The organism is Streptomyces sp. 3-6, from assembly GCF_056323165.1.
The window spans coordinates 144,144-171,001 of the sequence record NZ_JBWHZP010000009.1; the positions used below are offsets into that span (position 1 = coordinate 144,144).

Sequence of the window (26,858 nt, forward strand, 5' to 3'; positions counted from 1 at the left end):
GTCGAGAGATGTGGCCCCGCCTTGCATAAGCTCCCCCCATGGTGCAAAGCAGCGCAAAAGACGTGGACGGCTACCTCGCCGAGGTCCCCGAGGACCGCAGGGGTGTCCTGACGCGGCTGCGTGAGCTGTGCCGGGCCGAGCTCGGCGGGTTCGACGAGGTCATGGCCTACGGGATGCCCACCTATGTGCGGGGCGGCGGTGGGGGGACCGCGGAGATCGCCTTCGCGAGCCAGAAGCAGTACATCTCCTTCTATCTCATGCGCGGCGACGTCCGGGAGGCGTTCGAGGGGCGGCTGGCCGGGCGCGACATGGGCAAGGGGTGTCTGCGGTTCCGCAAGGCCGGGGACGTCGACTTCGAGCTGGTGCGGGATCTGCTGAGGGCGACCGCCGCGGAGCCGGGGGCGCCCCGCTGACGGGCGGGGTCGCGTCGCCCGGTGGGGAGGACGCGGTCCCGGTGCGCCCCGGCTGCCATGACCCGGTGGGCGGAGCGCGGCAGCCGGGCGCGGTCCGGTCAGGACGTCACGCCTGCGTCCCGTGGCACTCCCCGTACGTCCGCCCCGACCCGCACCAGCAGCCGGCGCCCCGCTCCGGCGGCCACGCCACCGCACGGCCGCGGGCCGCGAGAGTGGTCGCGTACTGGGGGAGGAGGGCGGCGTCGTCGGGGGAGGCGCCCTCCGAGGCGGCGAAGGCCTCGTAGGAGGGGACCGTGCCGGTGACGATGCCCAGGTTGGGGGTGCCGGAGGCGGCGAGTTCGCGCAGGGCGGCCTCTATGGTCGCCAGGTGGCGTTCGGGGGAAGGGTACTCGGAGGCCAACGACGGGTAGGCCGCGAGCAGTTCGGCCAGTTCGTCGGTCTGCCAGTGCAGGACGGCGACGGGGAAGGGGCGGGACAGTGCCTCGCGGAAGGCGCCCAGTTCGGCGCGCAGGCGGCTGATCTCGGCCTCCAGCTCCGCCGGGTTCTCCGAGCCGAGGGACCACACCCGCTTGGGGTCGTGCAGTTCGTCCAGGGTGACCGGCAGGGAGTGCACCGAGTCGGCCACCGCGTCCCACGCGTCGTGCGGGACGCCCAGCATGCGGCGGACGCGGTGGCGGCCGAAGAGGAGGGGGCGCGCGGCCCGGGTCGGTTCCGTGCCGTCGGGCAGCAGCAGACGCACCGCCTCGGTGAACGTCTCCTGCGCGGCCTCCAGCTCGTCGTGCGCCTCCAGCGCCTCGGCGATGATCACCCAGGCCGCCGGGTCGTGCGGGGACGCCGTGCGGATGCCGTCGATGATGGCGCGGGCCTCCGCCTCGTGGCCGTACTCCCACAGGTTGGCCGCCTTGAGGGCGCGGACCAGGAACGGGCCCTCCAGCGGCTCGCCGGAGGACAGCAGGCGGTCGTAGAGGGCGGTGGCGGCGGGGCGGTCGCCGGACAGTTCCCGGTGGGCCGCGGCCCGCAGCAGCAGGGCTTCGGCGTCCTCGGGGTACCGATCCGCGATCCGCTCCAGGCGGTCCGCTTCCGCGATGTGGTCGACGTTCTCGGCAGGCGTGTCGGGGCGCATGGGGGACACCGTACTGCCGACGGGTGACAGGCGTGAGGGAGCGGTCGGCCGCCGGACGCCCCACCGCGCCCGCGGGGTCTTGCGCCAGCAGGGCCTCGCGTCCGCCCGGCCTTGCGCCCGCGGGGCCTCGCCTCCACCGGGCCTGCGCCCGTCCGCGACCGTCCTGTATGACGGCCCCGTCCTGTATAACGAAAGCAGCCCGGGGGACGAAGCCGGGCGGCACCAGGTGGGACCAGGCGGCGCGGGACCGGTCCGTGACCGGTGACGAACCAGAACCAGGGGGGCGGTGACGGCGGTGATGTCGGGTCGGAGTGTGCGACCGCGCCCCGCCGGGGGCCGTCTCCTCGCCGTTCTCCTCGTCCTCGTCCCCTTCGTGCTGCTGCTCGTCGCGCCCGAGGCCGCCGGCGGGCTGTCCGCCGGTGTCGCGCTCGCCGCGACCACCGCCGCCGGGGCCGCGCTCACCGTCTGCGCCCTGGCGTCCGCACGCTGCGCGCCCGTCGTGCCGCCCACACGGGTGCGCACGGCGCTGCGCGACCGGACGCTGCGGACCGCCTTCCTGCCGCAGCGGGACCCCGACGCCCGCGGGCGCACCCGGCCCCGGGCGCCCGGGTCGGCCCTCCCGGCGACCGCCGCCGCGTAGGGCCCCGGCGACCTCCCACCCCTCTGCCACACTCCTGCCGGACCTGCCTCGCGCGGGCCGTGTCGTGTCGTCATGCCGTCCTTCCATCCGGCGGCGTCCCCGCCCCGCCCCTCGCGCGGACCGGGACGTCGTCCGGCACGACGCACCCCCCGGAGGGTTCACCCATGTCCGTTGTCGCCGATCTCGTCCGGCACCTGACCGACCTGCTCCAGCCGCTGTTCGGCGCCGCCTCGGCCGCCGCCGCGGTCGTCCTGTTCACCGCGCTCGTACGTCTCCTCGTCCACCCCCTGTCCCGGGCCGCCGCGCGCGGCCAGAAGGCGCGGGCCGCGCTCCAGCCGCGGATCGCCGAACTGCGCGCCCGGCACCACCGTGATCCGGCACGGCTCCAGGAGGCCGTGCTGCGGCTGCACGCGGAGGAGAAGGTGTCCCCGCTGTCGGGATGCCTGCCCAGCCTGTTCCAGCTCCCGGCGTTCTTCCTGCTCTACCACCTCTTCTCCAGCGAGACGGTCGGCGGGCGGGCCAACACCCTGCTCGGGCACGAACTGTTCGCGGCGCCGCTCGGCGGGCGCTGGACCGACGCGCTGGGCGACGGCGGGGTGTTCGGGGCGGCCGGGCTCGTGTACCTCGGGCTGTTCGCCGTCGTGGCGGTCGTCGCCGCGTTCGGCTACCGGCTGACCCGGCGGTCGATGGCCGCCGGGGCCGCCCCGTCGCCGGCGGGTTCCGGTGCGGGCGTGCCGGTGCCGGGGACGGCCGCGCTGACCCGGTTCCTGCCGTTCACGTCCTTCTTCACACTCGTCACCGTGGCCGTCGTGCCGCTCGCCGCCGCGCTCTACGTGGTGACGAGCACGACGTGGAGCGTGGTGGAGCGGGCCGTCCTGTACCGGTGACGCCCGGCGGTACGCGGTCCAGTACGTGAACGGGGGCTTGCCGCGTGGACGCGCACCTTGGAGGATCGTCCGAGTCCGCCGAGGGGGCGCGTCCCGCCGCACCGGTCGCTCCCGTCGGGCGGGCTCACGATCGAGCCCGTCCGCCGGGCTCACGATCGAGGGAGACGTGCCCATGAAGCTGCTGCGAGTCGGTACGGCGGGACGGGAGCGGCCCGCGCTGCTAGACGACGGCGGTACTCTGCGCGACCTGTCGGACCTCGTCACGGACATCGACGGGACGCTGCTCTCCGACCCGGAGGCGCTCGCCCGGGTCCGGACGGCCGCCGCCACCGGTGACCTGCCGGTGCTGGACCGGGCGGGGCTGCGGACCGGTCCGCCGCTGGCCCGGATCGGCAAGATCGTCTGCATCGGCCTCAACTACCACGACCACGCCCGGGAGACGGGTGCCCAGCCGCCCGCGGAGCCCGTCGTGTTCCTGAAGGCGCCGGACACGGTCGTCGGGCCGGACGACCCGGTGCTGGTGCCGCGCGGGTCCCGCAAGACGGACTGGGAGGTCGAACTCGCGGTCGTCATCGGCCGGGAGGCGCGTTACCTGGAGTCGACGGAGGACGCCCTCGCCCACGTCGCCGGGTACACGATCGGGCACGACGTGTCCGAGCGGGAGTTCCAGACCGAGCGCGGCGGCGCCTGGGACAAGGGCAAGAACTGCGAGACGTTCAACCCCCTCGGCCCCTGGCTGGTGACCGCCGACGAGGTCCCCGACCCGCAGGACCTGCGGCTGCGGCTGTGGGTGAACGGCACGCTGCGGCAGGACGGCACGACCGCCGAGCAGATCTTCCCGGTGGGTGACGTCGTCCGCTACGTCAGCCACTTCATGGTGCTCCGCCCCGGCGACGTGATCAGCACCGGCACACCGGCCGGCGTGGCCATGGGCCGGCCCGAGCCGAAACCGTACCTGCGTGCCGGGGACGTGGTGGAGCTGGAGATCGACGGCCTGGGACGGCAACGGCAGGAGCTGCGCCCGGCCTGACCGGGCCCGGCGGCGGCCCGTCCCCGACAGGGCCGGCCCGGCGGACGGGCGGCGAGCACACAGCGGTCCGGCACCCGCGCCGCCCATCCGCCCGCGCGCACCGCCGGCGCCCGGCGGCGTTCGCGGTCACGGCGGGCTCAGCCGGCCGCCGGAACGCGTCGTCGGGACACCGGCTCACTTCTCCTTCGCCGGAACATGCTCGGTCCGTACGATTCCGTACGATCTCGTGATCCACCGGAGGAGGAGACTCCCTGGTCCCTGGCCTGGTGGTCCACCTCGGCGCCCGCGCACGAGACCGGCCCCCCGGCCGGGTATAGCACCGCGTTATCGCCAACCGTTAGTACCCCGTTGGACGATTCTTCGGGAAGCTGTGCCGTACCCCACGCCGAACTCCTGTGTCACGGGCCGGAGTTCGAGTGGGGTGCGGCCCCGTGTTCCTCGCCGGGCCGCGTCCCCCACAGCTGAGCACGCGCCCCCTCGCGTGCCCGTCGAATCGAGGAACCTTGCGCATATCCCGGCTCGTTCCCGCGCTCGCCGCCGCCGCGGTCACCGTCCTCGCACTCCTCAGCCCCACCGCCGCCGCGGCCGAGGCACCGGTGCCGCCCCCGAGCACCAAGGCGCCGCAGCCCATCATCGGCGGCGGCCACGCCTCCAGCGGTCCCTGGGCCGCGCGGCTGTTCTCCAACGGCAGGGAGACCTGCTCGGCCACGATCATCGCGCCGACCTGGATCCTCACCGCCAAGCACTGTGTCACCGGCGGCGGTCTGTCCTTCCGCATCGGCAGCCTGGACCAGCACAGCGGCGGCACCGTCGCCAACGGCGTCCAGACCTACACCCACGGCTCGGACCTCGCGCTCGTCCGCCTCGACCGCTCCGTGTCCGCGACCTACGCCCGCCTCGGCCAGCCGGGCACCGTCCGCGTCGGCCAGAACGTCCAGGTGTACGGCTGGGGCGCCACCTCCCGGTGCGGCTCCGAGGCCAACTGTCAGTCCCGGTACCTGAAGGTGGCCAACGTGACGGTCACCGGCGGCTGTTCGGACGCCTACGGGGGCTCCGCGATCTGCGCCCGGCGCGGTGACGGCATCACCGCCGGCGGCGACTCCGGCGGCCCGATGATGGCGAACGGCGTCCAGGTGGGCGTCGCCTCCACCAGCGACCGCCAGACGACCACGGCGTACACCAACGTGACGGCGTACCGCTCCTGGATCCAGTCGGTCGCGGGCGTCTGACCTTTACCGTGTACGACGACGGGCCCTCACCGCGCGCCGTGCGGTGAGGGCCCCGGTCGGTGCTGCGGCCCGGCTCAGCGGGCGGCCAGGAACCGCTCCAGCGCCTCCACCACCATGCGGTGGTCCTGGAGTTGGGGCAGCCCCGAGACCGTGACGGCGCCGATCACGCCCACGTCCGCCACGGTGATCGGGAACGAACCGCCGTGCGCCGCGTACGTGTCGGGGTCCAGGCGGGAGGACGCCTCGAAGGTCGTCCCCTTGGCGCGGTGCCGGGCGCCCACGAGGTAGGACGAGGCGCCGTAGCGCTCGACGACCCGGCGCTTGCGGGCGATCCAGGCGTCGTTGTCCGGCGTGGAGCCGGGCAGGGCGGCGTGGAACAGCTGCTGACCCGCGCGGTGGATGTCGACGGCGACCGGGGCCTGCCGCTCCCGGGCCATCTCCACCAGGAGGGAACCCAGCTCCCAGGCGTCCTCGTGGGTGAACCGGCGGAAGACCAGGCGCTGTTCCTGTGCCTCCAACTCCTCGACGGTCGGCGTCACCTCGGGCCTGCTCACAGCGTCACCGTCACCTTCTCGGCGGCCGAACGGCGGGCCGCCTCCAGGACGTCGAGGGCGTCGGCCGCCTCCTGGGCGGTCACCGGGTTGGGGCCGCCGTCGCGCAGGGCCCGCGCCACGGCCGCGTAGTAGGCGGGGTAGTCGCCCGGCAGCGTCTCCACGGCCCGTCCGCCGCCGGTCACCGGGGACTCCCCGGCGCCGAGCCGGCCCCACAGCTCCTCGGGTTCCGTGCCCCAGCCGGCCGCGTCCGGGCCCGGGCGCGCGCCGTCGCGCAGGGCGGCCTCCTGCGGGTCCAGGCCGTGCTTGACGTAGCCGGCCTTCGAGCCGAGGACCCGGAAGCGCGGGCCGAGCTGGGCCGTCGTCGCGGAGACGTAGAGGTGGGAGCGGACCCCGCTCGCGTGCGTCAGCGCGAGGAACGTGTCGTCGTCGGCCATCGCGCCCTCCCGGCGGAGGTCCGACTCGGCGTAGACGGCGGTCACCGGACCGAACAGGACCAGCGCCTGGTCGACGACGTGGCTGCCGAGGTCGTAGAGCAGGCCGCCGATCTCCGCCGGGTCGCCCGACTCCCGCCAGCCGCCCTTGAGCTGCGGACGCCAGCGCTCGAACCGGGACTCGAAGCGGTACACGTCGCCGAGTTCGCCGTCGGCGACCAGCTTGCGGAGGGTGAGGAAGTCGTTGTCCCAGCGGCGGTTCTGGAAGACGGAGAGCAGCAGTCCGCGCTCCTCGGCGAGCGCCCCCAGCTGCCGCGCCTCGGCCGCCGTACCGGCCAGGGGCTTGTCGACGACGACCGGCAGGCCGGCCTCCAGGGCGGTGGTGGCGAGCGGGACGTGGGTGCGGTTCGGGGACGCCACGACGACCAGGTCCAGATCGGCGGCGCGGGCGAACAGCTCGTCCGGGCTCGCGGCGATCCGGACGTCCGGGTGGGCGGCGCGGGCCTGCTGCTGCCGCTCCGGGTGGGAGGTGACCACGGTGTCGAGCGCGAGGCCCTCGGTGGCACCGATCAGCGGGGCGTGGAACACGGAGCCCGCGAGGCCGTAGCCGACGAGGCCGACGCGGAGGGGGTTGCCAGTCATGCCCCTACTTTCGCAACGCTGTTGCCAAAGTGCAAGCAGGAGGGACAATGGCCCGGTGAAGAGGACGAACGGCGGACGGGAGCCGGGACCGGTACCGAGGTCGGCATCGGGATCGCGAGCGGGGTTGAGAACGGGGTCGCCCCCGGGGTCGACTCCGGGGTCGACCCCGGGTTCGGGGCCGAGAACGGGGCCGGGAACGGGAACGGGCCTGCGGCCGGTGACCGGGAGCGCGGCGACCGGCGGTGCCCCGGCCGAGGGTGCGGCGGCGCGCGGGGCCGAGGGTGCGGCGGCGCGCGGGGCCGGGGGTGTGAACCTCCTGGCCCTGCGCAGTCACAACTCCGCGCTGGTGCTGGACCTGCTGCGGACCGCCGGCGCCGAGGGCATCAGCCGCCTGGAGCTCGCCGAGCGCACCGGGCTCACCCCGCAGGCCGTCAGCAAGATCACCGCTCGGCTCCGGGAGGACGGCCTGGCGGTCGAGGCGGGCCGCCGGGCGTCCACCGGCGGCAAGCCGCGGACCGTCCTGCGCCTGGTCCCGGAGGCCGGTCACGCGGTCGGCGTGCACCTCGACCGGGACGGACTGCGCGCCGTCCTGGCCGACCTGGACGGCAGGGTGGTGGCCGAGCGGCGCACCCCGCTGGACCTGGGCGCGGGCGCGGAAACGGTGCTCGCCCGGGTCGCGGCGGTGGCCGGGGAGCTGGTCGCGAGCCATGCGGCCGGGGATCGGGGCGCGGGCGGTTCCGGCGCGGTGGCCGGGGGGCCGGCGGCGGAGGGTGCCGAGGCGGCGGCCGGGGGACCGGCGGCGGAGGGTGGCGACGAGACGGCCGGTGACCTGGTGCCGGACCGCCCGGTCACCGCCGCCACCGCCACCGCCACCGCGGGCGCCGCGGGCGCCGCGCCGGCCGTCGGGCGCACCGCGAGTACCGCCGCCACCGCGGGCACGGTGGGCGGGCCGGTCCGGACGCTGCTCGGGGTCGGTGTCGCGCTGCCCGGCCCGCTCGATCACGCGCGGGGTGTGCTGCACCGGGTCACCGGCTACCCGGACTGGGACGGGTTCCCGCTGCGGGACGCCCTGGCGGACCGGCTAGGCGCCCCGGTCGTCGTCGACAAGGACACCAACGCGGCGGCCCTCGGGCTGGCCGTCGGCGGCGAGGGCGGCTCCTTCGCCTACCTGCACCTCGGGACGGGCCTCGGGGCCGGACTGGTGATCGGCGGGAGCGTGCACCGGGGGCCGCGGACCGGCGCGGGGGAGTTCGGTCACCAGGTCGTGCAGCTCGACGGACCGCGCTGTCCCTGCGGCGACCGGGGCTGCATCGAGGCGCTGTGCCTGGACGCGGTGGCCCGGGGCGACACGGAGGAGGCGGCCCGGGTGCTCGGCACGGGCGCGGCCAACCTCGTGGGACTGCTGGACATCGACCGCGTTCTGCTCGGTGGGCGCACGATCGAGGCGGCCCCGGACACTTTCGTCCGTGGTGTACGCGCCGTGCTGGACGCCCGTGCCCGGCGCACGGGGGACCCACCCGTCACGGTGCGCCTCGCCTCCGGCCGCCGGGCGGGAGACGGTTCCCCGGGCGGTGGCGGGGCCGGGGAGGGCGACCACGGCGGCGACGCCGGTCCGACCACGGCAGACGGCGCCGCCGGGATCGCGGAGGGAGCCGCCCAGCTGGTCCTGGCCCCGGTGTTCGGCCGCGGCGACGGTTAGCACCCGCCACCCCCGGTAGCCGACGACCGCCCCTCCGCCGGACGGACGGAAGGCGGGGCCCGTCCGGGTGGCCTTCCCGCGTGTCGGGGGACCGGTACCGCCGCCGCGGCAAGGAGTCATGGCATGCGCCCCTGCCTGCCCGCGGCCTGCTGCCTCGTGGCGGCGGCCGCCGTTCTCCCCGTCGCCGGGACGTCGGCCGCCGCCGTGCCCGCGGACGCCCGCCCCGCCGCCGTCGCCTGCGCCGCCGCCGACGACCGCGACTTCCCCCTCACCACCCGCCTCCACGGCGGTCCCGGCACCTACACCGCCGGGGGCGGCTTCGGCGTCTGGTACGTCGACCTCACCAACACCACCGACCGCACCTGCACCGCCGTCCACCCCGTGATCGTCCTCGTCGACGCGGAACGGGCCCTGAAACCCGGCCAGGCCACCCTGGAGTTCTACGACCGCGGGCGGGACACCGGCGCGGAGGAGCCGGCCGACGGAGCCGACACGACGGGGAAGACCGACGGACCGGACGCGACCGGGAAGACCGACGGAGCCGAGTCCACCGGTGAAGCCGACGGCACCGACGAAGCCGGCCGAGCCGACGGCGCGGAGGGACGGCCGCACCCCGTCCGCTTCGAACTCACCGACCAGGACGAACTCGTCGGGGCCCTCGCCGACGACGAGGCGGGCTTCCCCGGCTTCACCGTCGCGCCCGGCCGGACGCTCACCGTGACACTGCGGCTCCAGTTCACCTCGGACGCCGTGGCCAACGAGGTCGTGGCCAACGCCGCCGTCGTCCAGCGGCACCAGGACGACGGTGACTGGGTGGGCCAGTCCAACGACTACCGTTTCCGCGTCGACGCCCCCTCCGGCACCGGCCCGCGCGATCCCGCCCCGGACCGCTCGCGGGACCCCGGGGCCACCCGCGCCCCGAGCCCCGGCCCGTACCCCCGCCCCGGCGACAGCACCGGCCCGCCCCCCGCCCCGACCCCGGACGGCACCGCGGCCACCGACCCACCCGCACCACCCACCGCGTCCGAGGCCCCCCTCCCCGACGAACTGGCCGCCAGCGGCACCAGCACCGGAACCCGCACCCGTGTCCTCGCCGGAGCCGCGGCGGCCGTGCTCACCGGCGGAGCCGCGGTGCTGCTCGCCCGCCGGCGCGGCTGACCGTCGGACGCCGTGCCCGGGCGGGCTCCCACCCCACCGTCCCGCCCCGCACACCCCACCGTCCCGCTCCCCGCCGCGGGCCCGGCCGGCCGCATCGGGCCCCGCCGCCGTTCCCACAAGATCCCGGTCTGTTTAGGCTGGGGCGGACGCAGCACCGCGTACGGCAGGAGATCCGGCACATGGCAGACCGCAAGCCCATCGAGTCCTGGCTGACCGACATGGACGGGGTGCTCATCCACGAGGGTGTCCCCATCCCCGGCGCCGACGCCTTCATCAAGAAGCTGCGCGAGTCGGGAAGGCCCTTCCTGGTCCTGACCAACAACTCGATCTACACCCCGCGCGACCTGCACGCCCGCCTGCGCCGCATGGGCCTGGAGGTGCCGATCGAGAACATCTGGACGTCGGCCCTGGCGACCGCGCAGTTCCTGGACGACCAGCGCCCGAACGGCTCCGCCTACGTCATCGGCGAGGCCGGGCTGACCACCGCGCTGCACGACATCGGGTACGTCCTCACCGACCACGAGCCGGACTACGTCGTCCTCGGGGAGACCCGCACCTACTCCTTCGAGGCCATGACCAAGGCCGTCCGGCTGATCAACAACGGCGCCCGGTTCATCGGCACCAACCCGGACGAGACCGGCCCGTCCACCGAGGGCCCGCTCCCGGCGACCGGCGCGGTGGCGGCGCTGATCACCAAGGCGACCGGCAAGCACCCGTACTTCGCGGGCAAGCCGAACCCGCTGATGATGCGCACCGGCCTCAACGTGCTCGGCGCGCACTCGGAGACCAGCGCCATGATCGGCGACCGCATGGACACCGACGTGCTGGCCGGCATCGAGGCGGGGATGCGGACCTTCCTGGTGCTCACCGGACTGACCCGGGCCGACCAGGTGGAGGACTTCCCCTACCGGCCGTCGAAGGTCCTGGACTCCATCGCGGACCTCGTCGACCTCATCTGACCGTCACGCCCGGAACCCGGGTCGGGCACGAACCGTTCGCGGCCCCACCGGTCCGCGGCCCCACCCGTCCGCGGACCCACCCGTCCGCGGACCCACCGGTCCCCGGGCACCGCCCGTCCACGGTCGGGCCCTGCCCACCCCGCAGCCGGACCCGTGCGTCCCGCCGGGCCCGGCCCGACCCGGCCGGAGACAACCCCTGCGGCCCCACCCCCGGCACCCCCGCACACCCCCTCCGACCTGCGGCGTTCAAACCTCCCCCCGCCCGGCCGCCACCCGGACGGCGTAATCACGGCACCCGCGAGGATGCGTGCACCCCTCTCGCGGGGGAGGCTCCGTGTGTCTGGAGGTTCACGATGCGTTCCATGAGACTCACTCTCTGTACGGGCGCCCTGGCCGTGGCCGCGCTCACCCCGGCGTCGGCACAGGCGGCGGACGGCGGCGGTGTCGCGGTGACCCCCGCGGCCCCCGCGCCCGGCACGGACGTCACCCTGCGGGTGCCCGAGTGCGCCGAGCGGACGGCGGTGGCCGTGTCGGCGGCGTTCGTCTCCGAGGTCCGGCTCAGCGTCTCCGACGGCGTCCTCGTCGGCGAGAGCCGCGTCCGGTCCTCCCTCACGGCGGGCGTGTACGACGTGAAGGTGAACTGCGGCGGCACCGACCGCCGGGGCACGATCACCGTCTCCCCGGCCCGCACCCCGTCCGGCGGCCACGACGAACCGGCCACCCACCGGCCGACGGCCCCCGCCTCACCGGTCGCACCGGTCGACGCGGGTGGCGGCGGCACCGCGCGGCTGGCGTCCGCCGAGGCCGAGGACGGTCCCGGCACGGCGCAGGTGGTGACCGGCCTGGCGCTCGCGGGAGCCGCGGCGGTGGCCGTCGCCCGCGACCGGGTCCGCCGCACCGGCGGGACCGGCTGACCATGTCCGCACAGGAATCCGCCCGGTCCGGTTCGGGCCGGCTGCTCACCGGGGTGGCCTGGCTGGTGCTGCTGCTCGGCCTGTGGCTCTGGGGCCGCGACGCGACCGACACGCCCCCGGGGCCGACCGGACCCGCCACCGGTGACATGGCCGCGGCCGGACGCCCGCCCCAGGTCGAACTGCCCCCGGCGCACCGCCCGTTGGACGAGGCGCTGCCCGAGCGCCTGGTCATCCCCGGCCTCGACGTCCGGGCTCCGGTCGTCTCCCGCGGCCTCGACGAGCGGGGCGCGCTCGACCCGCCGCCCTTCGACCGCCCCGAGGTGGTCGGCTGGTACGCGGACGGTGTGACCCCGGGGGAGCCCGGCACCGCCCTGATGGTGGGGCACGTCGACACCGAGACCCGGCCCGCCGTCTTCTACCAGGTGAGCTCGCTGCAGGCGGGCCAGACGATCCGGGTGGTCCGCGCGGACGACGAGGTCGCCGAGTTCACCATCGAGGGCGTCCAGGTCCTGGAGCGGGACGGCTTCGACGCCCGTCAGGCGTACGGGCCCCGCCGGGACGGCCGGGCCGAACTGCGCCTGATCACCTGTGGCGGCACCTTCGACGAGGCCACCGACAGCTACACCGCCAACGTCGTCGTCTCCGCCTACCTGACCGGCACGAGCACCGGCACCGAAACCGGCACCGAGACCGATTCCGGCACCGAGAGCAGCCCGGGCACCAGCACCGTCGCCCGGGGCGCCGCCTGACCCTCCGGTCGAGAGCGCGACGGGTCCGGGCCGTCCCCGCGGCCGACCGGACCCGTCGCGCTCACGCATGCCCCCGCACCGCCCCGTGCGGGAACGCGCCCTCCCGCACGGACGTCCGCCGGGACCGGCCCGTGTCCCCTCCTACGGCCGTGTCCCCCTCCTACAGCCCGGCGCCTCCCTACCACTTGGGGTCGGGCAGCCGAGCCGGTTCGGTCGGCCCTCGTGGGTGTCCGGGCACGTATGTCAGGATTGGGACCCGAACATCGGAACAGAGGACCGGAAGCAGCAGTCCACGGACGGCGGCGGGGAAGCAGTCCCCGCAGCGGTCCCGGAGCGGAGCGGTCCGGAACGGCACACCCGGACACCGGGAACCAAGTGCACCCGAGGGGGGTTGGATGTACGGCAGCAGGGGGGTCGGGGCGTTCGCCGGGAGGCGGGCGTCCGCAGCGGTGCTGGGGGCGGCACTGCTGATCGCGGGGTGCTCCTCCGACGGCGACGGCACGGGGGACGACCCGGAGTCGGCCGGCACGGGGATCGCGCAGCAGCCGAAGGAGGCCGACCCCTACTGGGTCAACCCGAACGGCACCGCGGCCCGCGAGGTCGCCGCGCTGACCGAGGCCGGCAAGAAGGACGAGGCGGCGCAGGTCCGCAAGATCGCCGAGCAGCCCGTGGCCGAGTGGATCAGCCCGGAGAACCCGGAGGAGCAGACCCGCGGCTTCACCGAGGCCGCCGCCGAGGCGGACCGCACGGCGCTGCTCGTCCTCTACAACATCCCGCACCGCGACTGCGGGCAGTACTCGCAGGGCGGCGCCGCCGACGGCGACGCCTACCGCGACTTCGTCGACGGCGTCGCCAAGGGCATCGGCGACCGTCCGGCCACCGTGATCCTGGAACCGGACGCGGTGCTCCACCTGGTCGACGGCTGCACCCCGCAGCAGTTCCACGAGGAGCGCTACGACCTCCTCAAGGGCGCCGTAGCCAAGCTGAAGGGCCTGAAGGACACCAAGGTCTACATCGACGCGGGCAACGCGGGCTGGGGGAACCCCGACCAGATCTTCGACCCGTTGAAGCGGGCCGGGATCGTCCAGGCCGACGGCTTCTCGGTGAACGTCTCCAACTTCTACTCCACCGAGGACTCCATCGCCTACGGCAAGCAGCTCTCCGCCAAGGTCGGCAACAAGCCCTTCGTCATCGACACCAGCCGCAACGGCAACGGCCCCTATACGGAGGGCGCCGCGGACGAACGCTGGTGCAACCCGCCCGGCCGCGCCCTCGGCGAGACCCCGACCGTGAAGACCGACGACCCGCTGGTCGACGCCTACCTGTGGATCAAGCGCCCCGGCGAGTCGGACGGCGAGTGCAAGGGCGGCCCGAAGGCGGGCGAGTGGTGGGAGGAATACGCCCTCGGCCTCGCCCGGGCCGCCGACTGACGGGACGTGACCGCCAGTCAGGGCCGTCACTTCGACGGCCCTGACACCGGGGACCACCTCTGTACGGCGGACGAGGAACCACCGGAGCACGCCGGACCGGGAACCACCCCACCGGAGAGAGCAACGAAAAGGGGCGCCCCCAAGGAGGGCGCCCCTTTCCCGTCCGCACGACGGCCCGGAAGCCGTCACCGGCCCAGGACCGTCACCGGCCCCGGCCCGGAAGTCGTCACCGACCCCAGGCCCAGGCACCGTCACCGACCCCGGGACCTCACCCGGCCCCGGGGCCACCGCGTGCCACCCATGCCGGTGCTACGGCACCTGGACCCACTGCGCCTTGCTCGGCGTACCGTCGGAGTCCGTGGCGAACAGCATGTACCAGCCCGCCTGGACCAGGTTGCGGTTCTTCGGCACGGTCACCGTCAGCTTGTCGCCGTCGGCCTCGAAGTCCAGCGCGATCGAGCGCTGGTCCACGTCGGTGACGTGGGTCGAGGCGCTCGGGCGGATCAGCCGGACGTTCTTGATCTTCGAGGCGTCCTTCGAGGTGTACGTGCCGGACCCGCCGCGCTCGATGGTCTCCGGACCGTCGGCCAGCTGGGGCTGCTCACGCTCCCCGTACAGGTACGGCGGGGTGTAGATCTCGATGCGCTGCTCGAACTCGCCCGGCTTGGTGTTGGCCTTGTCCGCGTAGAGCGAGTCGGAGCCGAAGAACATCACCCGGCCGTCGGGCAGCAGGATCGAGCCGGCGTGGTAGTTGCGGCCCACCAGCGGGTCGGCGACCTGCCTGAACTCGTTCTTCTCGGTGTCGTAGATCCGCGCCTCCAGGATGTTGGAGTCGCTCCGGCCGCGGTAGTCCTCCGAACCGCCCGAGACGAGGATGTCGTCGTTGGGCAGGATGGACGCCTGCGGGTAGCGGGTGCCCTTGTCCAGCGAGGGGCCGTCGACGAACTTCGGGTCGTCGGCCTTGAGGTCCACGATCCGGGTCTTCTCGCTGGCCTTGCGGGACTCGCCGACGCCGCCGCCGCCGATCACCATGTAGCGCTCGTCCTGGGCGGGCGGCAGCAGCACCGTGTTGGACGTCTCCATCATGTCGGGGTCGCTGAGCCCGGGGATCTTGGTGAACTTGTTGCTCTCCACGTCCCAGACGCCCGGGTCACGGCCCTCGTCGGCCGGCCCGTAGCCCGCGTTCGAACCCGAGTAGAAGACCTTGCCGTTCTGCATGAGGAACAGCGCCGGGTAGGTCGGGAACTGGCGGACCTTGTCGGTGTAGGTCCACTTCTTGGTCTCGGGGTCGTAGATCTCGTTCTTGCCCGGGACCAGCTGGCCGATGTCGTCGAGGCCGGACACGCTGAGGATCTTGCCGTCGCTCAGGGTGGTGAGCGTCGGGTACCAGCGCGCCTCCTTCATCGGGTCGACCTTGATGTACTTCTCGGCGATCGGGTCGAACTCGAAGGCGTCGTCGATGCCCTGGAAGTCCTTCTTGTCCAGGGCGAGCTTCTCGGCGATGCCGTACGTGTTCTGCTTGTCCTCGCCGGTGAGACCCTGCACGGTGTAGTTGTCCTGCGTGCCGGTCTCGTACTTGGCGCCCTCCTTCTGCGCCTCGACGTAGGTCCGGCCGTACCCGGGGGTGTTGCCCAGGAACTCGCCGGTCTCCTTGTCGAAGTTCTTCTTGGCGCGCGGGACGAGCACCGGGTCCTTCGAGACGAAGGTCTTGCCGTTCTTCTTGCCGACGAACTTGGTGCCCGCCGGGAGGGTGATCGGCTTGTCCGGGTTCTCGTTGTGGACGACCATCAGGCCGCCCGCCTTCTTCACGTCACCCTTGAGCTTCTCGTACCGCTTGGTGCCGCCCGCGATCAGCAGGTTGCCGTTGGCGAGCTGGGTGTGCCCGGTGCAGAACAGGTCGCTCGGGGTCGGCACCTTCTTGATGGTCCCCTTGACCGGGTCCCAGATCCGGGTGTCGTACTTCTTCGCGTCGAAGTTGTCCTTGTCGTTGCCCGACCCCGCGACGAGCAGCACCTTCCCGGTGCGCAGCAGCGCCGCGTGGATCGTGTTCTGCCGGTACTTCTCCGGGAACTCGATGATCTCCCAGCGGCCGTTCTCGGCCTTGTACTCCGGCTGATTGATCTTGTACGCGTGGTACTTCTCGGTACCGAAGCGGTAGAGCCACGGCCCGTTCATCCCGGCCAGCGCGAGCACCACCGTCGTGCCTATCGCGATGCGACGTGCGCGACGACGGCCAGCACGGTCCTTCATTTCTTACGTCCCCCAAGTCCACCAAGGGCGATCTGCATGGTCTGGTCGTTGCCGGGGTTGCCGCCCCCGGTCCCGCCCGGGCCTTCGGGGCCCCCTGTTCCGCCCGGTGCGCCGTGCGAGCCGGCCCAGCTGGGGCCGGTCCGGGGCTCGTGCGGTGCGTGCTGCTGCGGCATGGCCGGCTCCGCGCCCGCCGGACCGGAGGGCGCGGCCTGCCCCGCGGCGTGCGCGCCGGGCTTCTTCCTGTCCTGCCGCATGCCGTGGCGCCAGGCGAACATCGGCGTGGCCGTGATCAGCAGGGCGAACGTGGCCCAGATGACCATCGCCGGGTGGGAGTGTCCGAAGACGAAGCCCGCGACGATGGAGCCACCGAAGATCGTGATGAAGTACCAGTGGTAGCGGAACGTGCCGAACCAGGTGTCCGGGCTGGCCGAGTCGCCCTTCGGGGTGACCACGAACTTGCTCTTGCGGCGCAGCACCGAGTCGATGAGGGCCTTGGCGTAGAGCGGGGCGGACAGCGCGGACATCACCATGCCGGCCACACCGCCGGAGCCCTCGGGCTCGTGCGGCGAGACGTTGTGGCGGCGGTTCCAGATGTACAGGCCGATCTGCAGCGCGGAGGCGTTGCCGTAGAGCATCAGCCAGATCGTCGGGTCGATGTTCACGCCGGAGGCGCCCAGGCCCAGGAACAGCGCACAGCTCAGCGCCGCCAGGATCCAGTTCAGGGCGGACATCGGGTAGAAGATGATCATCATCGTGTAGTTGAAGAGCTTGCTCGGCGGGAGCGAGTAGAAGCCCTTCCAGTACTGCCCGATGATCGTCTCGTACGTACCGCGCGACCAGCGCATCTGCTGGGTGAAGAAGTCCGTCCAGGCGTTGGGGCCCTCACCGACGGCGAGCACGTCCGGGGTGTAGACCGAGCGCCACTTCCGGCCCGTCTCCGGGTTCTTGTGGCGGTGCATCTCGAAGCCGGTCGCCATGTCCTCGGTGATCGAGTCGTACAGACCGCCGATCTGCTTCAGCGCCTTGATGCGCACGGCGTTGGACGTGCCGACGAACATCGGCGAGCCGTAGCGGTTGCCGGCCCGCTGGATCAGCGCGTGGAAGAGGAACTGCTGCGACTCCGCGGCCTTGGTGACGAAGTTGTCGTAGTTGCCGTACACCTGCGGGCCGATGACGAAGCCGACGTCCGGGTCCCGGAAGAAGCCGAGCATCCGCTCCAGGTAGTTCGGCAGCGGGACGTGGTCGGTGTCGACCGAGGCGAAGTAGTCGTAGTCGTCGCCGTGCGCCTCGAGCCAGGCGTTGTAGTTGCCGTGCTTGGTCTTGGCGCGGTGCGGCCCCTTGGGCATGTTCCACTTCGCGACCCCTTTGCGGGAGAAGTGGTGCACCCCCAGGCGCGCGCAGACCTCTTTGACCTCGGGGTCGTCGCCCTCGTCGAGCAGCCAGACGTGCATCAGGCCCCGGTGGCGGATCTTGACGGCCGCCTCCAGGGTCTTCGTCACCATCTCCAGCGGCTCCTTGCCGGGCACGAAGGAGGTGAGGAAGGCCACGCGGGTGCCGGTCTCCGGCACCACCGGGATCGGGTCGCGGGCGACGAGGGTGGCGTGCGCGTTCGACAGCACGTTCATGCAGCGGAAGAACTCGATCAGGCCGATCGAGACGAGCATCACGATGTCGAGGGCCGGCAGCCAGTCGAACGCCGGGTGGTCGCGCTCGGTCCAGTGCGACGGCTGGAGCAGCCACACCAGCAGCACCAGCGACAGCACCGGGGCCGCGGCCAGCATCAGCGCGATGCGGATGCGGTGCGGTTCCTGGCCGATCAGCGAGCGGTACTGGACCTTGTACGGCTTGGTCGGATCCGGCTGGGTGAGGGGGCCCGCGAGCCGGCTGTAGTGCTCGTAGTCGTAGCGCGGCAGCGTCTTCTTGATGCGCCGGAACGCGCCCGTGTTGCCTGTCCGGTGGGCAGGCACCCTGAGCTGGGTGGTCTGGGACGGGTCGTCGTCCCTATGGGCGCCCGTCGGCGTCGACGTCATGAGTCATCCCCCCACACGCGGGTCACCCGCGTGTTTCGTCGCTTCCTTCCGCCCGCGTCCGGTCCCCCTCGACCTTCACGGACGTATCAGTGGTAGACCGCTGTCACCACGTCCCGCACACCTTATAGACACGGCACAGCGCCCTTCCGGTTGCACGACGCCCCCCTCGGCATCGCCCCCGGACCGGTCCGCCGGACCCGTCCGGCGGCAACCGGTTTCCCGCCCCCCGACGACCGCGAACCCGCCGATCGTCGAAGGAACCAGGTTGTACGGTGCCCATCATGATCGCAAGGTGCGATACACGGTGTTCACCGGTCATACGCGCCCATTGTGACCCCCGGGAGGGGACCGCGGAGGACGGTTGCGCACGATGGGCCGCAGTCCTGGACGGAACGACCCGCGGTCCGGTAAGGACGACGGACCGCGGCCCTGCACGGACCACGGACCACCGTTCACCGGCCACGGCCCGCGCTCCGGTGCGGACGACGGACCGCAGTCCAGTACGGACGGCGGGCGCCGGCCGCTCACCGCGCGGTGAAACCCGGCCGGATCCGGCCAAACGCGGACGGGCCCCCCGGTCACGAGGAGCCCGTCCAGTCGGTGCGCCGCCAGGGACTCGAACCCCGGACCCGCTGATTAAGAGTCAGCTGCTCTAACCAACTGAGCTAGCGGCGCGCGCTGACGGAGACACTCTACAGGACCCCGCCGGGTGGTCCGGACCGCCGCCGGCCCCGCCCGGAGCGCCCCGGCCGCCTCCCCGCTTACATCATTCGGACCGTCAACATGCGCATCACGACGACAGTTGGGAAACTGATCACCGTGCACAGGTGTGGAGATGTTCACCGGACGTGTGAGGGGTATCGCATGGAGTCCCCGGTATTCGAGGAATTCGACCCCGCGAGCGATTGCGAGTGCCCCGGCTGTGTTCACGGGCGCCGCATTCTTCCGCAGGAGCCGGACGGCGGCCCGTCCGGCCGTCCGGCCGCCCACCGGACGGTGATCCTGGCGGCCGCCGCCTCGACGGTGATCGGGGGCGCCGCGGTACCCGCCCTCGCTGCCCCGCAGTCCGCCCAGCGGCCCGGCTCCCCGGACGTTTCCCCAGCTGACGAGCCCGACACCCCCCAGGGGCAGCGCGCCCCGCTGCACGGCCCGAGCGCCCAGGCCGCCCTGCCCGCGGCCCCCACGAGCACCCCGGCGACCACCCGGGCGGAGATCATCAACCGGGCGAAGACCTGGGTCGCCGCGAAAGTCCCGTACAGCATGACCGCGTACTGGTCCGACGGATACCGGCAGGACTGTTCGGGTTATGTCTCGATGGCCTGGAACCTCGCCGGGAACGAATGGACCGGAAGTCTCGGAAAGTACGCCGACAAAATCACCAAGGACGAATTGCAGCCCGGCGACATGCTGCTCTTCCACAATCAGTCCGACCCGCACGCGGGATCCCACGTCGTCCTGTTCGGCGGCTGGACGGACCACACGCGCACCGCCTACGTGGCCTACGAGCAGACCCGCCCGCACACCCGCCGGCTGAACACCCCGTACGCCTACTGGAGCGACTCCTCCCGCTACGTCCCGTACCGGTACAAGGGGGTGACGAGCGGCACGGCCGGCTCCGAGCCGGACACCGCGAAACCGGCCACCCCGGTGGCCACGCCCTTCCCCGGGGCGGCGTACTTCGGGCCGGGGGCGAACAACGCCCACGTCACCCGGCTCGGCCGGATGCTGGTCGAGCGCGGCGGCGCCCGCTTCTACACCGTCGGCCCCGGTCCGCGCTGGACGGAGGCGGACCGCAGGGCGACCCGGGCGTTCCAGGAGGCCCAGGGCTGGCGGGGGGCCGAGGCGGACGGGCTGCCGGGGCCGGTGACCTGGGAGCTGCTGGTGACCGGCCGCGGCAAGGACGTCCGGGCCGCGGCCCCCGGCGCCGGGACCCCCGCCTCGCACGGGGTGCCCGGTTACCCGGGGCGGGCCTTCTTCCGGCCCGGCGCGCACAACGACCACGTCACCGTCCTGGGGCGGCAGCTGGTGAAGAAGGGGTTCGGACGGCACTACACCACCGGACCGGGCCCCCGCTGGAGCGAGGCCGACCGCCGCAACGTCGAGGCGTTCCAGCGCGCCCAGGGCTGGCGGGGCGGGGCCGCCGACGGCTACCCGGGCCCGGAGACCTGGCGGCGGCTGTTCTCCTGACGGCCGGGGAACCCCCGGCCCGTCCGCGCGCCCGCCGGTGACGCGGGCGGCACCCGGCCGCCCGGCCCGGCCGGCCGGACCCATCCGATGTGACGCATCTGGCGCGGAGGCTGGAGGCACGCATGACCACGACCACGTCCCACACCCCGGAGTCCGAGCAGCCCGCGGAGGGCGGGCCGGCCGCTCGTCCGGCCCGGCTCATCCACACCGAGTCCACCACCGAGATCCCCGTCCACCTGCTGTTCCGCGACGACCCCGATCCGGCACCGGTGCCGTTGCGGCCCGCCGTGGTGGCGCGCCGGCAGGGCACCGGGGAGCAGCCCCGGCTGCGGCGCCCGGCCCCCGAGCGGCCCGAGGCGCTGCCCCGGGTCGACCCCGACCTGGTGGAGCGGCCCGCCCGGGTGCTGCCGGGAGCCGTGGGGGTGCTGGCCGGCGTGTGCGGGGCGGCCGGCTGCCTGGCCACCGCGTGGTGGAGCGGGGCGCTCCCGCCGCTCGCGGCCGGGGCGCTGGGGCTGCCGTCGTCGCCCGTGGCCGGGGCGGGCCCCGCGCAGTGGGCGGCGTACGCGGTGGCGGGGGCGGCCGGTCTGTTCGGCTTCGGCGGGCTGGCCCGCGGAAGGACCGGCCGGGCCTGGGTGCTCGGTCTGTTCGGCCGCTACCGGGGGACGGTGCGCCGCACCGGGCTGCTGTGGGTGAACCCGCTGCTGCTGCGCCGGCGGGTCGATGTGCGGCTGCGGCACTGGCGCAGCGAGCCGATGCCGGCGGCGGACCGGGGCGGGGTCGCGCTGCGGGTGGTCGTCACGGTGGTGTGGCGGGTGCGGGACACCGCGCGGGCCACGCTCGGGGTGGAGGACCACGAGACGTATCTGCGCGAGTGCGTCGAGGCGGCGCTGCTGCGGCTGCCGGTGGAGGCGCCGGGCGCGGGCCAGGGCGCGATGGACGCGGTGCGCGACGCGCTGACCCGTCAGGTGGCGGCGGACACCGCGCCGGTCGGGGTGGAGGTCTTCGCGGTGCGGCCGGTCCGGGTGGAGTACGCGCCGGAGGTGGCCGCGGCGATGCACCGGCGCCGGATGGCGGCGCTGGACGCGCGGCACCGGGCCAGCGTGCTCGGTTCGGTCGTGGACTCGGTGGAGGACACGGTGACCCGGCTGACCGTGCGCGGGCTGGTCGAGCTGGACGACTACGAGCGCAAGGCGCTGGTGAAGGACCTGACGGTGGCGTTCTGCGCGGGGCGGGGCGAGACGATGCCCTGACCCGCGCGGGGGCCGTCCGTCGTGGGTGGTTGAAAGCGTCGCGTATCTGGTCTGGACATGTTCATGTCGCAGTCCTACGCTCAGACTTGGTCTAGACCTACTGGCATCACCCTGCACGCCTCACTGACACCCCCACGTTCACCAGGAGCGGCAGCATGCGCACACGGACCAAGCTGTACGCAGCCGCGGTGGGACTGGCCACGACCGGAGCGCTCGCGTTCTCCTCCGGCGGGGCCAGCGGCCACGGCTACACCGATCTGCCGGTCAGCCGGCAGAAGCTGTGCCAGAACGGCACGGTCACCAACTGCGGCGCCATCCAGTGGGAGCCGCAGAGCGTCGAGGGCCCGAAGGGCTTCCCCTCCTCCGGGCCCGCCGACGGGCGGATCTGTTCGGGCAACAACACCCGGTTCTCCCAGCTCGACGCCCCGCGCACGCCCTCGGGCGGGGCCTGGCCCACGACCCGGGTCGGCGGCGGCCAGAACTACACCTTCCGGTGGCAGTTCACGGCCATGCACGCCACGAGCGACTTCAAGTACTACGTCACCAAGCCGGGCTGGAACCAGAACCACGCCCTGACCCGGTCCGACCTCAACCTCACCCCGTTCTTCACGGTGCCCTACAACGGGCAGCGGCCCCCGCAGACCCTCTCGCACACCGGAAGGCTGCCCTCGGGGCTGAGCGGACACCACGTGATCGTGGCCGTCTGGACGGTCGCCGACACGAACAACGCGTTCTACGCCTGCTCGGACGTCACCTTCTGAGCCGGCCCGGCGGGGCGACCGGAACCCGGCCGCCCCGCCGGAAGCGCACCGCCGGTCCCGTACCGCGGGACCGTGACGCCGGTCCGTACCGCAGGACCTCACGCCCGGGCCCCGGGCCCCGGGCCCCGAGCGCCGGGCCCGCGCCCGGCCCGGAGAACACCGAAGGGCCTCCCGCTCCCACGAGAGGCCCTTCACCGTGCGCCGCCAGGGACTCGAACCCCGGACCCGCTGATTAAGAGTCAGCTGCTCTAACCAACTGAGCTAGCGGCGCATGACTCCCGCCGTCCGCTTCCCGCGGCCGGCGACGCGAAAAATAATACCCGCTCCCCGGGGGTGCTCCCGACCACCGCTCGGACCACCGCTCGGACCACCTCGGACCACCGCTCCGGGTGCCGCGCCGGCCCAGGCGCCGGGCCCGGCCCCGACCCCGGCGCGGGGCCTCGTGCGGGGCGCCGCACTGAGCCCCGTACCGCTCAGATCGTCAGCGACAGCAGCACCGGGGCGGCGCTGCGGTTGAGGGTCTCGGCGGCCCGGCGCAGCCGGTGGGCGTGCTCGACCGGCAGCGACAGGGCCAGGCAGCCCACCGAGGAGCCCGCCGTGATCGGGACGGCCGCGCACACGGTGCCGACCGCGTACTCCTGGAGGTCCAGCACCGGGACCGAGGGCGGCTGGGTGGCCAGCTGGGACAGCAGCAGCTTGTCGCTGGTGATGGTGCGCGAGGTGAGCCGGGCCATCCGGTGCCGGGCGAGGTGGTCGCGCCGTCCGCTGTGGTCCAGCTGGGTGAGCAGGCTCTTGCCGACCGCCGTGGCGTGCGCGGAGCTGCGGAAGTCCACCCACTCGTTGACCTTCGGGGTGGCCGGGCTGTCGGCGTACTGGGTGACCTTGACCTCACCGTCCTCGTACCGGCTCACGTAGACGGCGGCGCCGACGCGGTCGCGCAGGCGGTCCAGGGTGCGCTGGAGGGTGTCCCGCACCGCCTGGTCGTGGCCCTCGGTGGCACCGAGGCGGGCGAACGCCTCCCCGGTGACGTACGCGCCGTCGGCGATCTGTTCGACGTACGCCTCGCGGCGCAGCATCCGCAGCAGGGTGGTCAGCCGCTGCCCGCGCAGGCCGCTCTCGCGTGCCAGGTCGTCGTCGGTGACTCCGGTGGTGTGCCGCGCCACCGTCTCCAGGACGCGCAGGGCGTCCTGGGCCGAGTGGTACGGCGCGGTCGGCTCGTGCTTCAGCGCCACGGTTTCCCCCTGCGCTCGCTCGGTGGGCCGCGATCCGGTCGGCGAATCCCGTCCACGATAGCCGCCGAACGGCCGTCGCAGAGGGGGTGTTGACAAGATTGCGGCCCCTCCGAACTGCGGCGCAGACCCTCTGGCACATGCCGGCGACATGAGACAAGGCGTGGACCTCGGCTCTTCGCCCGCACCCGCCCCGTGGTCAGAGGACCGCGCTGAGGAATTCCCGGGTCCGGTCGTGCTCCGGGTCGCTGAAGATCTTCTCCGGCGACCCGGACTCGATGACCCGGCCCGAGTCGAACATCAGGACCCGGTCGGAGATGTCCCGCGCGAAGTTCATCTCGTGGGTCACGCACAGCATCGTGATGTCCGTGGAGCGGGCGATGTCCCGCAGCACGTCCAGCACGCCCGCGACCAGCTCGGGGTCCAGTGCCGAGGTCACCTCGTCCAGCAGCAGCACCTGCGGCCGCATGGCCAGCGCCCGGGCGATGGCCACCCGCTGCTGCTGGCCGCCGGACAGCTGGGCGGGGTGCTTGTCGGTCTGGTCGGTCAGGCCGACCAGCTCCAGCAGGTCCCGCGCCCGCTCCTCCGCCTCGTCCTTGGACAGGCCGAGGACGGTGACCGGGGCCTCGGTGATGTTCCGCAGCACGGTCATGTTCGGGAACAGGTTGAACTGCTGGAACACCATCCCGATCTTCTTGCGGACCTCGCGGACCTGCTTCTCCGGCGCGGGGAAGAGCCGGTCCCCGTCGACGGTGATGGTGCCCTCGTCCGGCTTCAGCAGGGTCATCAGCAGCCGCAGGATCGTGGTCTTGCCGGACCCCGACGGGCCGATCAGCGTCACGTGCTTGCCGGCGTCGACGGAGAAGTCCAGGTGGTCCAGGACGGTGTGGTCGCCGAACCGCTTGGTGACCTGCTCCAGCCGGATCAGCTCACCGGTGCCGCGCGGGGTCTCGGGCTTCTTCTCGAACGGTGCGTGGGTGTCAGTGGGCAAGGCGTCGCTCCAGGGCTCGCAGGGCAAGGGATGCCAGGTAGGAGATGACGATGAAGGCGACGCCGATCACCGTCAGGGGCTCGGTGAACTGGAAGTTCTGCTGGGAGAACAGCCGCGCCCGGCCGAGCATCTCCAGCACGGTGATGGCCATCAGCAGCGGCGTGTCCTTCAGCATCGAGATGACGTAGTTGCCGAGGGCGGGCACCACCCGGCGCACGGCCTGCGGCAGGATCACCACGGTCCAGGTCCGGCGCAGCGGCAGGTTCAGCGCCGTCGCCGCCTCCCACTGGCCCACCGGTACGGCCTCGATGCCGGCCCGGTAGACCTGCATCGTGTACGTCGAGTAGTGCAGACCGATGGCGAAGACACCGGTGGTCAGGGCCGAGAAGGTGACCCCCCACTCGGGCATCACGTAGTAGAGGAAGAACAGCTGCACCAGCAGCGGGGTGTTGCGGACGAACTCCGTCACCGACCCCACCGGCCAGGTCACCCAGCGCGACGGCACCCGCATCAGCAGCGCCCACACCAGTCCCAGCGCGAACGAGATCAGCGAGCCGAGGACCACGATCTGCAGGGTGACCAGCAGACCGTCCCAGAAGTACGGCATGAAATCGGCGACCGCGCCCCAGTCCCACTTCACGAGACACCACTTCCCTCGGGCACGCGCGCGGCGGTCGTCTTCGCCGGGGTCCGGCCGACCCCGGCCTTCAGCTTCTTCTCCAGCCCGCGCATGAGCCGGGTCAGCAGGAAGGCGATCACGAAGTAGATCAGCAGGATGTAGGTGTAGATCTCCGCGCTCTCCTGGAGCGCCAGGCGCACCAGGTTGGCGCTGAACGCCAGGTCGCCCATGCCCATGATCGACACCAGGGCGGTGCCCTTGAGCAGCTCGATCAGCAGGTTGGAGAACGGCGGGATCATCTCCGGCACCGCCTGCGGCAGCAGGATCAGCCGCATCCGCTGGGCGGGCGTGAAGCTGAGGGCGATGCCGCCCTCGCGCTGGGCCGGGTCGACCGCGGCGAGCGCGCCGCGCACGATCTCCGAGCCGTACGCCCCGTAGGTCAGGCCGAGTGCCAGCGTGCCCGCCCACAGCGGCACCAGCTGCCAGCCGAACGCCGGGGGCAGCACGAAGAACACCCAGAAGATCATCACCAGGGCCGAGGTGCCGCGGAACACCTCGGTGTAGAAGCCCGCCAGGAAGCGGACGAACGTCAGCCGGTGCGTGCGCGCGATGCCGACGACGAACGACACGGCCGTCGCGAGCAGCGCGCTGAGGACGAGCAGCTGGATCGTGACCCAGACGCCTTCGAGTACGCGTTCCCAGAGTCCTGAGGTCATCCGCCGCACAACTCCTTCGCGGTCAGATCCGTCATCTCGTCCTCGGTGAAACCGAAGGGCTTGAGGATGCGGAGCAGCTCACCGCTCTTCTTCAGCTTGTGCAGCTCCTCGTTGAAGGCGTCCCGCAGCTTCGTCTCCGTCGGCCGGAAGGCGAAGGCGCCCCCGTCGACGTGCGGCTTCCCGCCGACGATCGGCTTGAACGGCTCGGTGACCTCCGCCTTCGTCGACTTCTTCACCACCTCACGGGTGGTGAGCGCGGTCCCCGCGAACACGTCGACCCGTCCGGCCTCGACGGCGTTCAGGCCGGCCACCTGGTCGGGGACGATCAGGATGTCGCTCTCCTTGTACCCGGCCTCCACGGCGTACGCGATCTCCGCGTACCCGGTGCCGGTGGCGAACTTCGCCTTCTTCTCGACGACGTCCTGGTAGTTGTGCAGCCCCTTCGGGTTGCCCTTGCGGACGATGAAGGAGTCGAGCATCTGGTAGTCGGGATCGGAGAAGATGACCTGCTCGCAGCGCTCGGGGTTGACGTACATCCCGGCGGCCACGATGTCGAACTGCTGCGAGTTCAGTCCCGGGATCAGGGAGCCGAATTCCGTGGGCACGGGCTGCACCCGGTCCACGCCCAGCCGTTTGAAGATGACCTCGGCGAGCTCCGGCGCCTCGCCGGTCAGCTCGCCGTCCTTGTCGATGTAGCCGAAGGGTATCTCGCCGGCGATGCCGAGCCGGGCGACGCCCGCCGCCCGGAGCCGTTCCAGCAGGTCACCGCCGTCCGCGCTCGACTCCGTCGGCACCCGCGAGCAGCCCGCGGCGCCCAGTGCGCCGAGCGCCGCGACCCCCGCGAGCAGCGACCGGCGCGAGGGCCCGGAGGCAACTCCGTATCGTCTCAGTGGTTGTCCCAGTGGTGGAGCCATGGCGGCGCAGCTACCCGAAGCGATGACACTTATTCCGGCCAATTCCAGCCCCG

At 73.0% G+C, this 26,858-nt stretch carries 24 protein-coding genes and 2 tRNA genes; 14 read left to right on the top strand and 12 right to left on the bottom strand.

Annotated elements, in window-relative coordinates; all coding sequences use genetic code 11:
* Positions 1-38: 38 nt before the first annotated feature.
* Positions 39-413, top strand: a complete 375-nt coding sequence (locus tag AC02VZ_RS14430; protein WP_476475512.1) for an iron chaperone — start codon at positions 39-41, stop codon at positions 411-413.
* Between the two features lie 106 nt (positions 414-519).
* On the opposite strand, the gene AC02VZ_RS14435 is transcribed toward AC02VZ_RS14430, so the two are convergent.
* Entirely contained in the window at positions 520-1,536 is a 1,017-nt protein-coding gene (locus tag AC02VZ_RS14435) for an SEC-C domain-containing protein (RefSeq protein ID WP_432055172.1), read from the bottom strand.
* Between the two features lie 298 nt (positions 1,537-1,834).
* Here AC02VZ_RS14435 and AC02VZ_RS14440 point away from each other — a divergent pair, with 298 nt between their 5' ends.
* The 4 genes from AC02VZ_RS14440 (at position 1,835) to AC02VZ_RS14455 (ending at position 5,322) form a co-directional block, all read left to right on the top strand.
* Complete coding sequence (locus AC02VZ_RS14440) at positions 1,835-2,176, top strand: DUF6412 domain-containing protein (RefSeq protein WP_432055173.1); 342 nt, start codon at positions 1,835-1,837, stop codon at positions 2,174-2,176.
* 164 nt (positions 2,177-2,340) lie between these two features.
* Positions 2,341-3,063, top strand: a complete 723-nt coding sequence (locus AC02VZ_RS14445; RefSeq protein ID WP_432055174.1) for a YidC/Oxa1 family membrane protein insertase — start codon at positions 2,341-2,343, stop codon at positions 3,061-3,063.
* Positions 3,064-3,235: 172 nt separating this feature from the next.
* Positions 3,236-4,093 (top strand): fumarylacetoacetate hydrolase family protein, encoded by an 858-nt coding sequence (locus AC02VZ_RS14450; protein ID WP_476475513.1) that lies wholly within the window; start codon positions 3,236-3,238, stop codon positions 4,091-4,093.
* Positions 4,094-4,596: 503 nt separating this feature from the next.
* On the top strand, positions 4,597-5,322 hold the full coding sequence (locus AC02VZ_RS14455) for a S1 family peptidase (RefSeq protein ID WP_476475514.1): 726 nt from the start codon (positions 4,597-4,599) through the stop codon (positions 5,320-5,322).
* A gap of 74 nt (positions 5,323-5,396) precedes the next feature.
* On the opposite strand, the gene AC02VZ_RS14460 is transcribed toward AC02VZ_RS14455, so the two are convergent.
* A complete protein-coding gene (locus AC02VZ_RS14460) occupies positions 5,397-5,876 on the bottom strand; it encodes a heme-degrading domain-containing protein (RefSeq protein ID WP_476475515.1) in 480 nt (159 codons plus the stop codon).
* Positions 5,873-6,949 (bottom strand): Gfo/Idh/MocA family oxidoreductase, encoded by a 1,077-nt coding sequence (locus AC02VZ_RS14465; RefSeq protein ID WP_476475516.1) that lies wholly within the window; start codon positions 6,947-6,949, stop codon positions 5,873-5,875. Before AC02VZ_RS14465 ends, AC02VZ_RS14460 begins: the two co-directional genes overlap by 4 nt.
* Before the next feature lie 307 nt (positions 6,950-7,256).
* Between AC02VZ_RS14465 and AC02VZ_RS14470 the strand changes: the two genes are divergently transcribed.
* The 6 genes from AC02VZ_RS14470 to AC02VZ_RS14495 all read left to right on the top strand — a co-directional run bounded on the left by AC02VZ_RS14470 (position 7,257) and on the right by AC02VZ_RS14495 (position 13,858).
* A complete protein-coding gene (locus tag AC02VZ_RS14470) occupies positions 7,257-8,648 on the top strand; it encodes an ROK family transcriptional regulator (protein WP_476475517.1) in 1,392 nt (463 codons plus the stop codon).
* A 123-nt stretch (positions 8,649-8,771) separates the two neighbouring features.
* Complete coding sequence (locus AC02VZ_RS14475; RefSeq protein ID WP_432055180.1) at positions 8,772-9,806, top strand: hypothetical protein; 1,035 nt, start codon at positions 8,772-8,774, stop codon at positions 9,804-9,806.
* A gap of 179 nt (positions 9,807-9,985) precedes the next feature.
* Positions 9,986-10,765 (top strand): HAD-IIA family hydrolase, encoded by a 780-nt coding sequence (locus tag AC02VZ_RS14480; RefSeq protein ID WP_432055181.1) that lies wholly within the window; start codon positions 9,986-9,988, stop codon positions 10,763-10,765.
* A gap of 353 nt (positions 10,766-11,118) precedes the next feature.
* Positions 11,119-11,679 carry a hypothetical protein gene (locus tag AC02VZ_RS14485; RefSeq protein ID WP_432055182.1) on the top strand — a complete coding sequence of 187 codons (561 nt, stop codon included), beginning with the start codon at positions 11,119-11,121 and terminating at the stop codon, positions 11,677-11,679.
* Between the two features lie 2 nt (positions 11,680-11,681).
* On the top strand, positions 11,682-12,428 hold the full coding sequence (locus AC02VZ_RS14490; RefSeq protein ID WP_432055183.1) for a class F sortase: 747 nt from the start codon (positions 11,682-11,684) through the stop codon (positions 12,426-12,428).
* 395 nt (positions 12,429-12,823) lie between these two features.
* Entirely contained in the window at positions 12,824-13,858 is a 1,035-nt protein-coding gene (locus AC02VZ_RS14495) for a glycoside hydrolase family 6 protein (protein WP_432055184.1), read from the top strand.
* A 309-nt stretch (positions 13,859-14,167) separates the two neighbouring features.
* On the opposite strand, the gene glxA is transcribed toward AC02VZ_RS14495, so the two are convergent.
* From glxA to AC02VZ_RS14510, 3 genes are all read right to left on the bottom strand, one after another.
* Complete coding sequence (gene glxA / locus AC02VZ_RS14500) at positions 14,168-16,108, bottom strand: radical copper oxidase GlxA (RefSeq protein WP_432055185.1); 1,941 nt, start codon at positions 16,106-16,108, stop codon at positions 14,168-14,170.
* Positions 16,105-18,138: a glycosyltransferase family 2 protein gene (locus AC02VZ_RS14505; RefSeq protein WP_432055186.1), complete on the bottom strand. Its 2,034-nt coding sequence runs from the start codon at positions 18,136-18,138 to the stop codon at positions 16,105-16,107. The genes glxA and AC02VZ_RS14505 overlap by 4 nt, the downstream gene beginning before the upstream one ends.
* A 601-nt stretch (positions 18,139-18,739) precedes the next feature.
* Positions 18,740-18,813: transfer RNA gene (locus AC02VZ_RS14510), tRNA-Lys, on the bottom strand.
* A 189-nt stretch (positions 18,814-19,002) separates the two neighbouring features.
* On the opposite strand from AC02VZ_RS14510, the gene AC02VZ_RS14515 reads away from it, so the two are divergent.
* The 3 genes from AC02VZ_RS14515 (at position 19,003) to AC02VZ_RS14525 (ending at position 22,336) form a co-directional block, all read left to right on the top strand.
* Entirely contained in the window at positions 19,003-20,325 is a 1,323-nt protein-coding gene (locus tag AC02VZ_RS14515; protein WP_476475518.1) for a peptidoglycan-binding protein, read from the top strand.
* Positions 20,326-20,447: 122 nt separating this feature from the next.
* On the top strand, positions 20,448-21,575 hold the full coding sequence (locus AC02VZ_RS14520; RefSeq protein ID WP_476475519.1) for an SPFH domain-containing protein: 1,128 nt from the start codon (positions 20,448-20,450) through the stop codon (positions 21,573-21,575).
* Positions 21,576-21,730: 155 nt separating this feature from the next.
* Positions 21,731-22,336 (top strand): lytic polysaccharide monooxygenase auxiliary activity family 9 protein, encoded by a 606-nt coding sequence (locus tag AC02VZ_RS14525; protein WP_476475520.1) that lies wholly within the window; start codon positions 21,731-21,733, stop codon positions 22,334-22,336.
* 197 nt (positions 22,337-22,533) lie between these two features.
* Here the strand turns inward: AC02VZ_RS14525 and AC02VZ_RS14530 are convergent.
* The 6 genes from AC02VZ_RS14530 to ehuB all read right to left on the bottom strand — a co-directional run bounded on the left by AC02VZ_RS14530 (position 22,534) and on the right by ehuB (position 26,805).
* Positions 22,534-22,607, bottom strand: a tRNA-Lys gene (locus AC02VZ_RS14530).
* 202 nt (positions 22,608-22,809) lie between these two features.
* A complete protein-coding gene (locus AC02VZ_RS14535) occupies positions 22,810-23,568 on the bottom strand; it encodes an IclR family transcriptional regulator (protein WP_476475521.1) in 759 nt (252 codons plus the stop codon).
* Between the two features lie 196 nt (positions 23,569-23,764).
* Positions 23,765-24,556, bottom strand: coding sequence for an ectoine/hydroxyectoine ABC transporter ATP-binding protein EhuA (ehuA, locus tag AC02VZ_RS14540; RefSeq protein WP_432056967.1), 792 nt, complete (start codon positions 24,554-24,556; stop codon positions 23,765-23,767).
* On the bottom strand, positions 24,546-25,196 hold the full coding sequence (gene ehuD, locus AC02VZ_RS14545; RefSeq protein WP_432056968.1) for an ectoine/hydroxyectoine ABC transporter permease subunit EhuD: 651 nt from the start codon (positions 25,194-25,196) through the stop codon (positions 24,546-24,548). The genes ehuA and ehuD overlap by 11 nt, the downstream gene beginning before the upstream one ends.
* Positions 25,193-25,891: an ectoine/hydroxyectoine ABC transporter permease subunit EhuC gene (gene ehuC, locus AC02VZ_RS14550; RefSeq protein WP_476475522.1), complete on the bottom strand. Its 699-nt coding sequence runs from the start codon at positions 25,889-25,891 to the stop codon at positions 25,193-25,195. The genes ehuD and ehuC overlap by 4 nt, the downstream gene beginning before the upstream one ends.
* A complete protein-coding gene (ehuB, locus tag AC02VZ_RS14555) occupies positions 25,888-26,805 on the bottom strand; it encodes an ectoine/hydroxyectoine ABC transporter substrate-binding protein EhuB (protein WP_476475523.1) in 918 nt (305 codons plus the stop codon). The genes ehuC and ehuB overlap by 4 nt, the downstream gene beginning before the upstream one ends.
* Between the last annotated feature and the right edge of the window lie 53 nt (positions 26,806-26,858).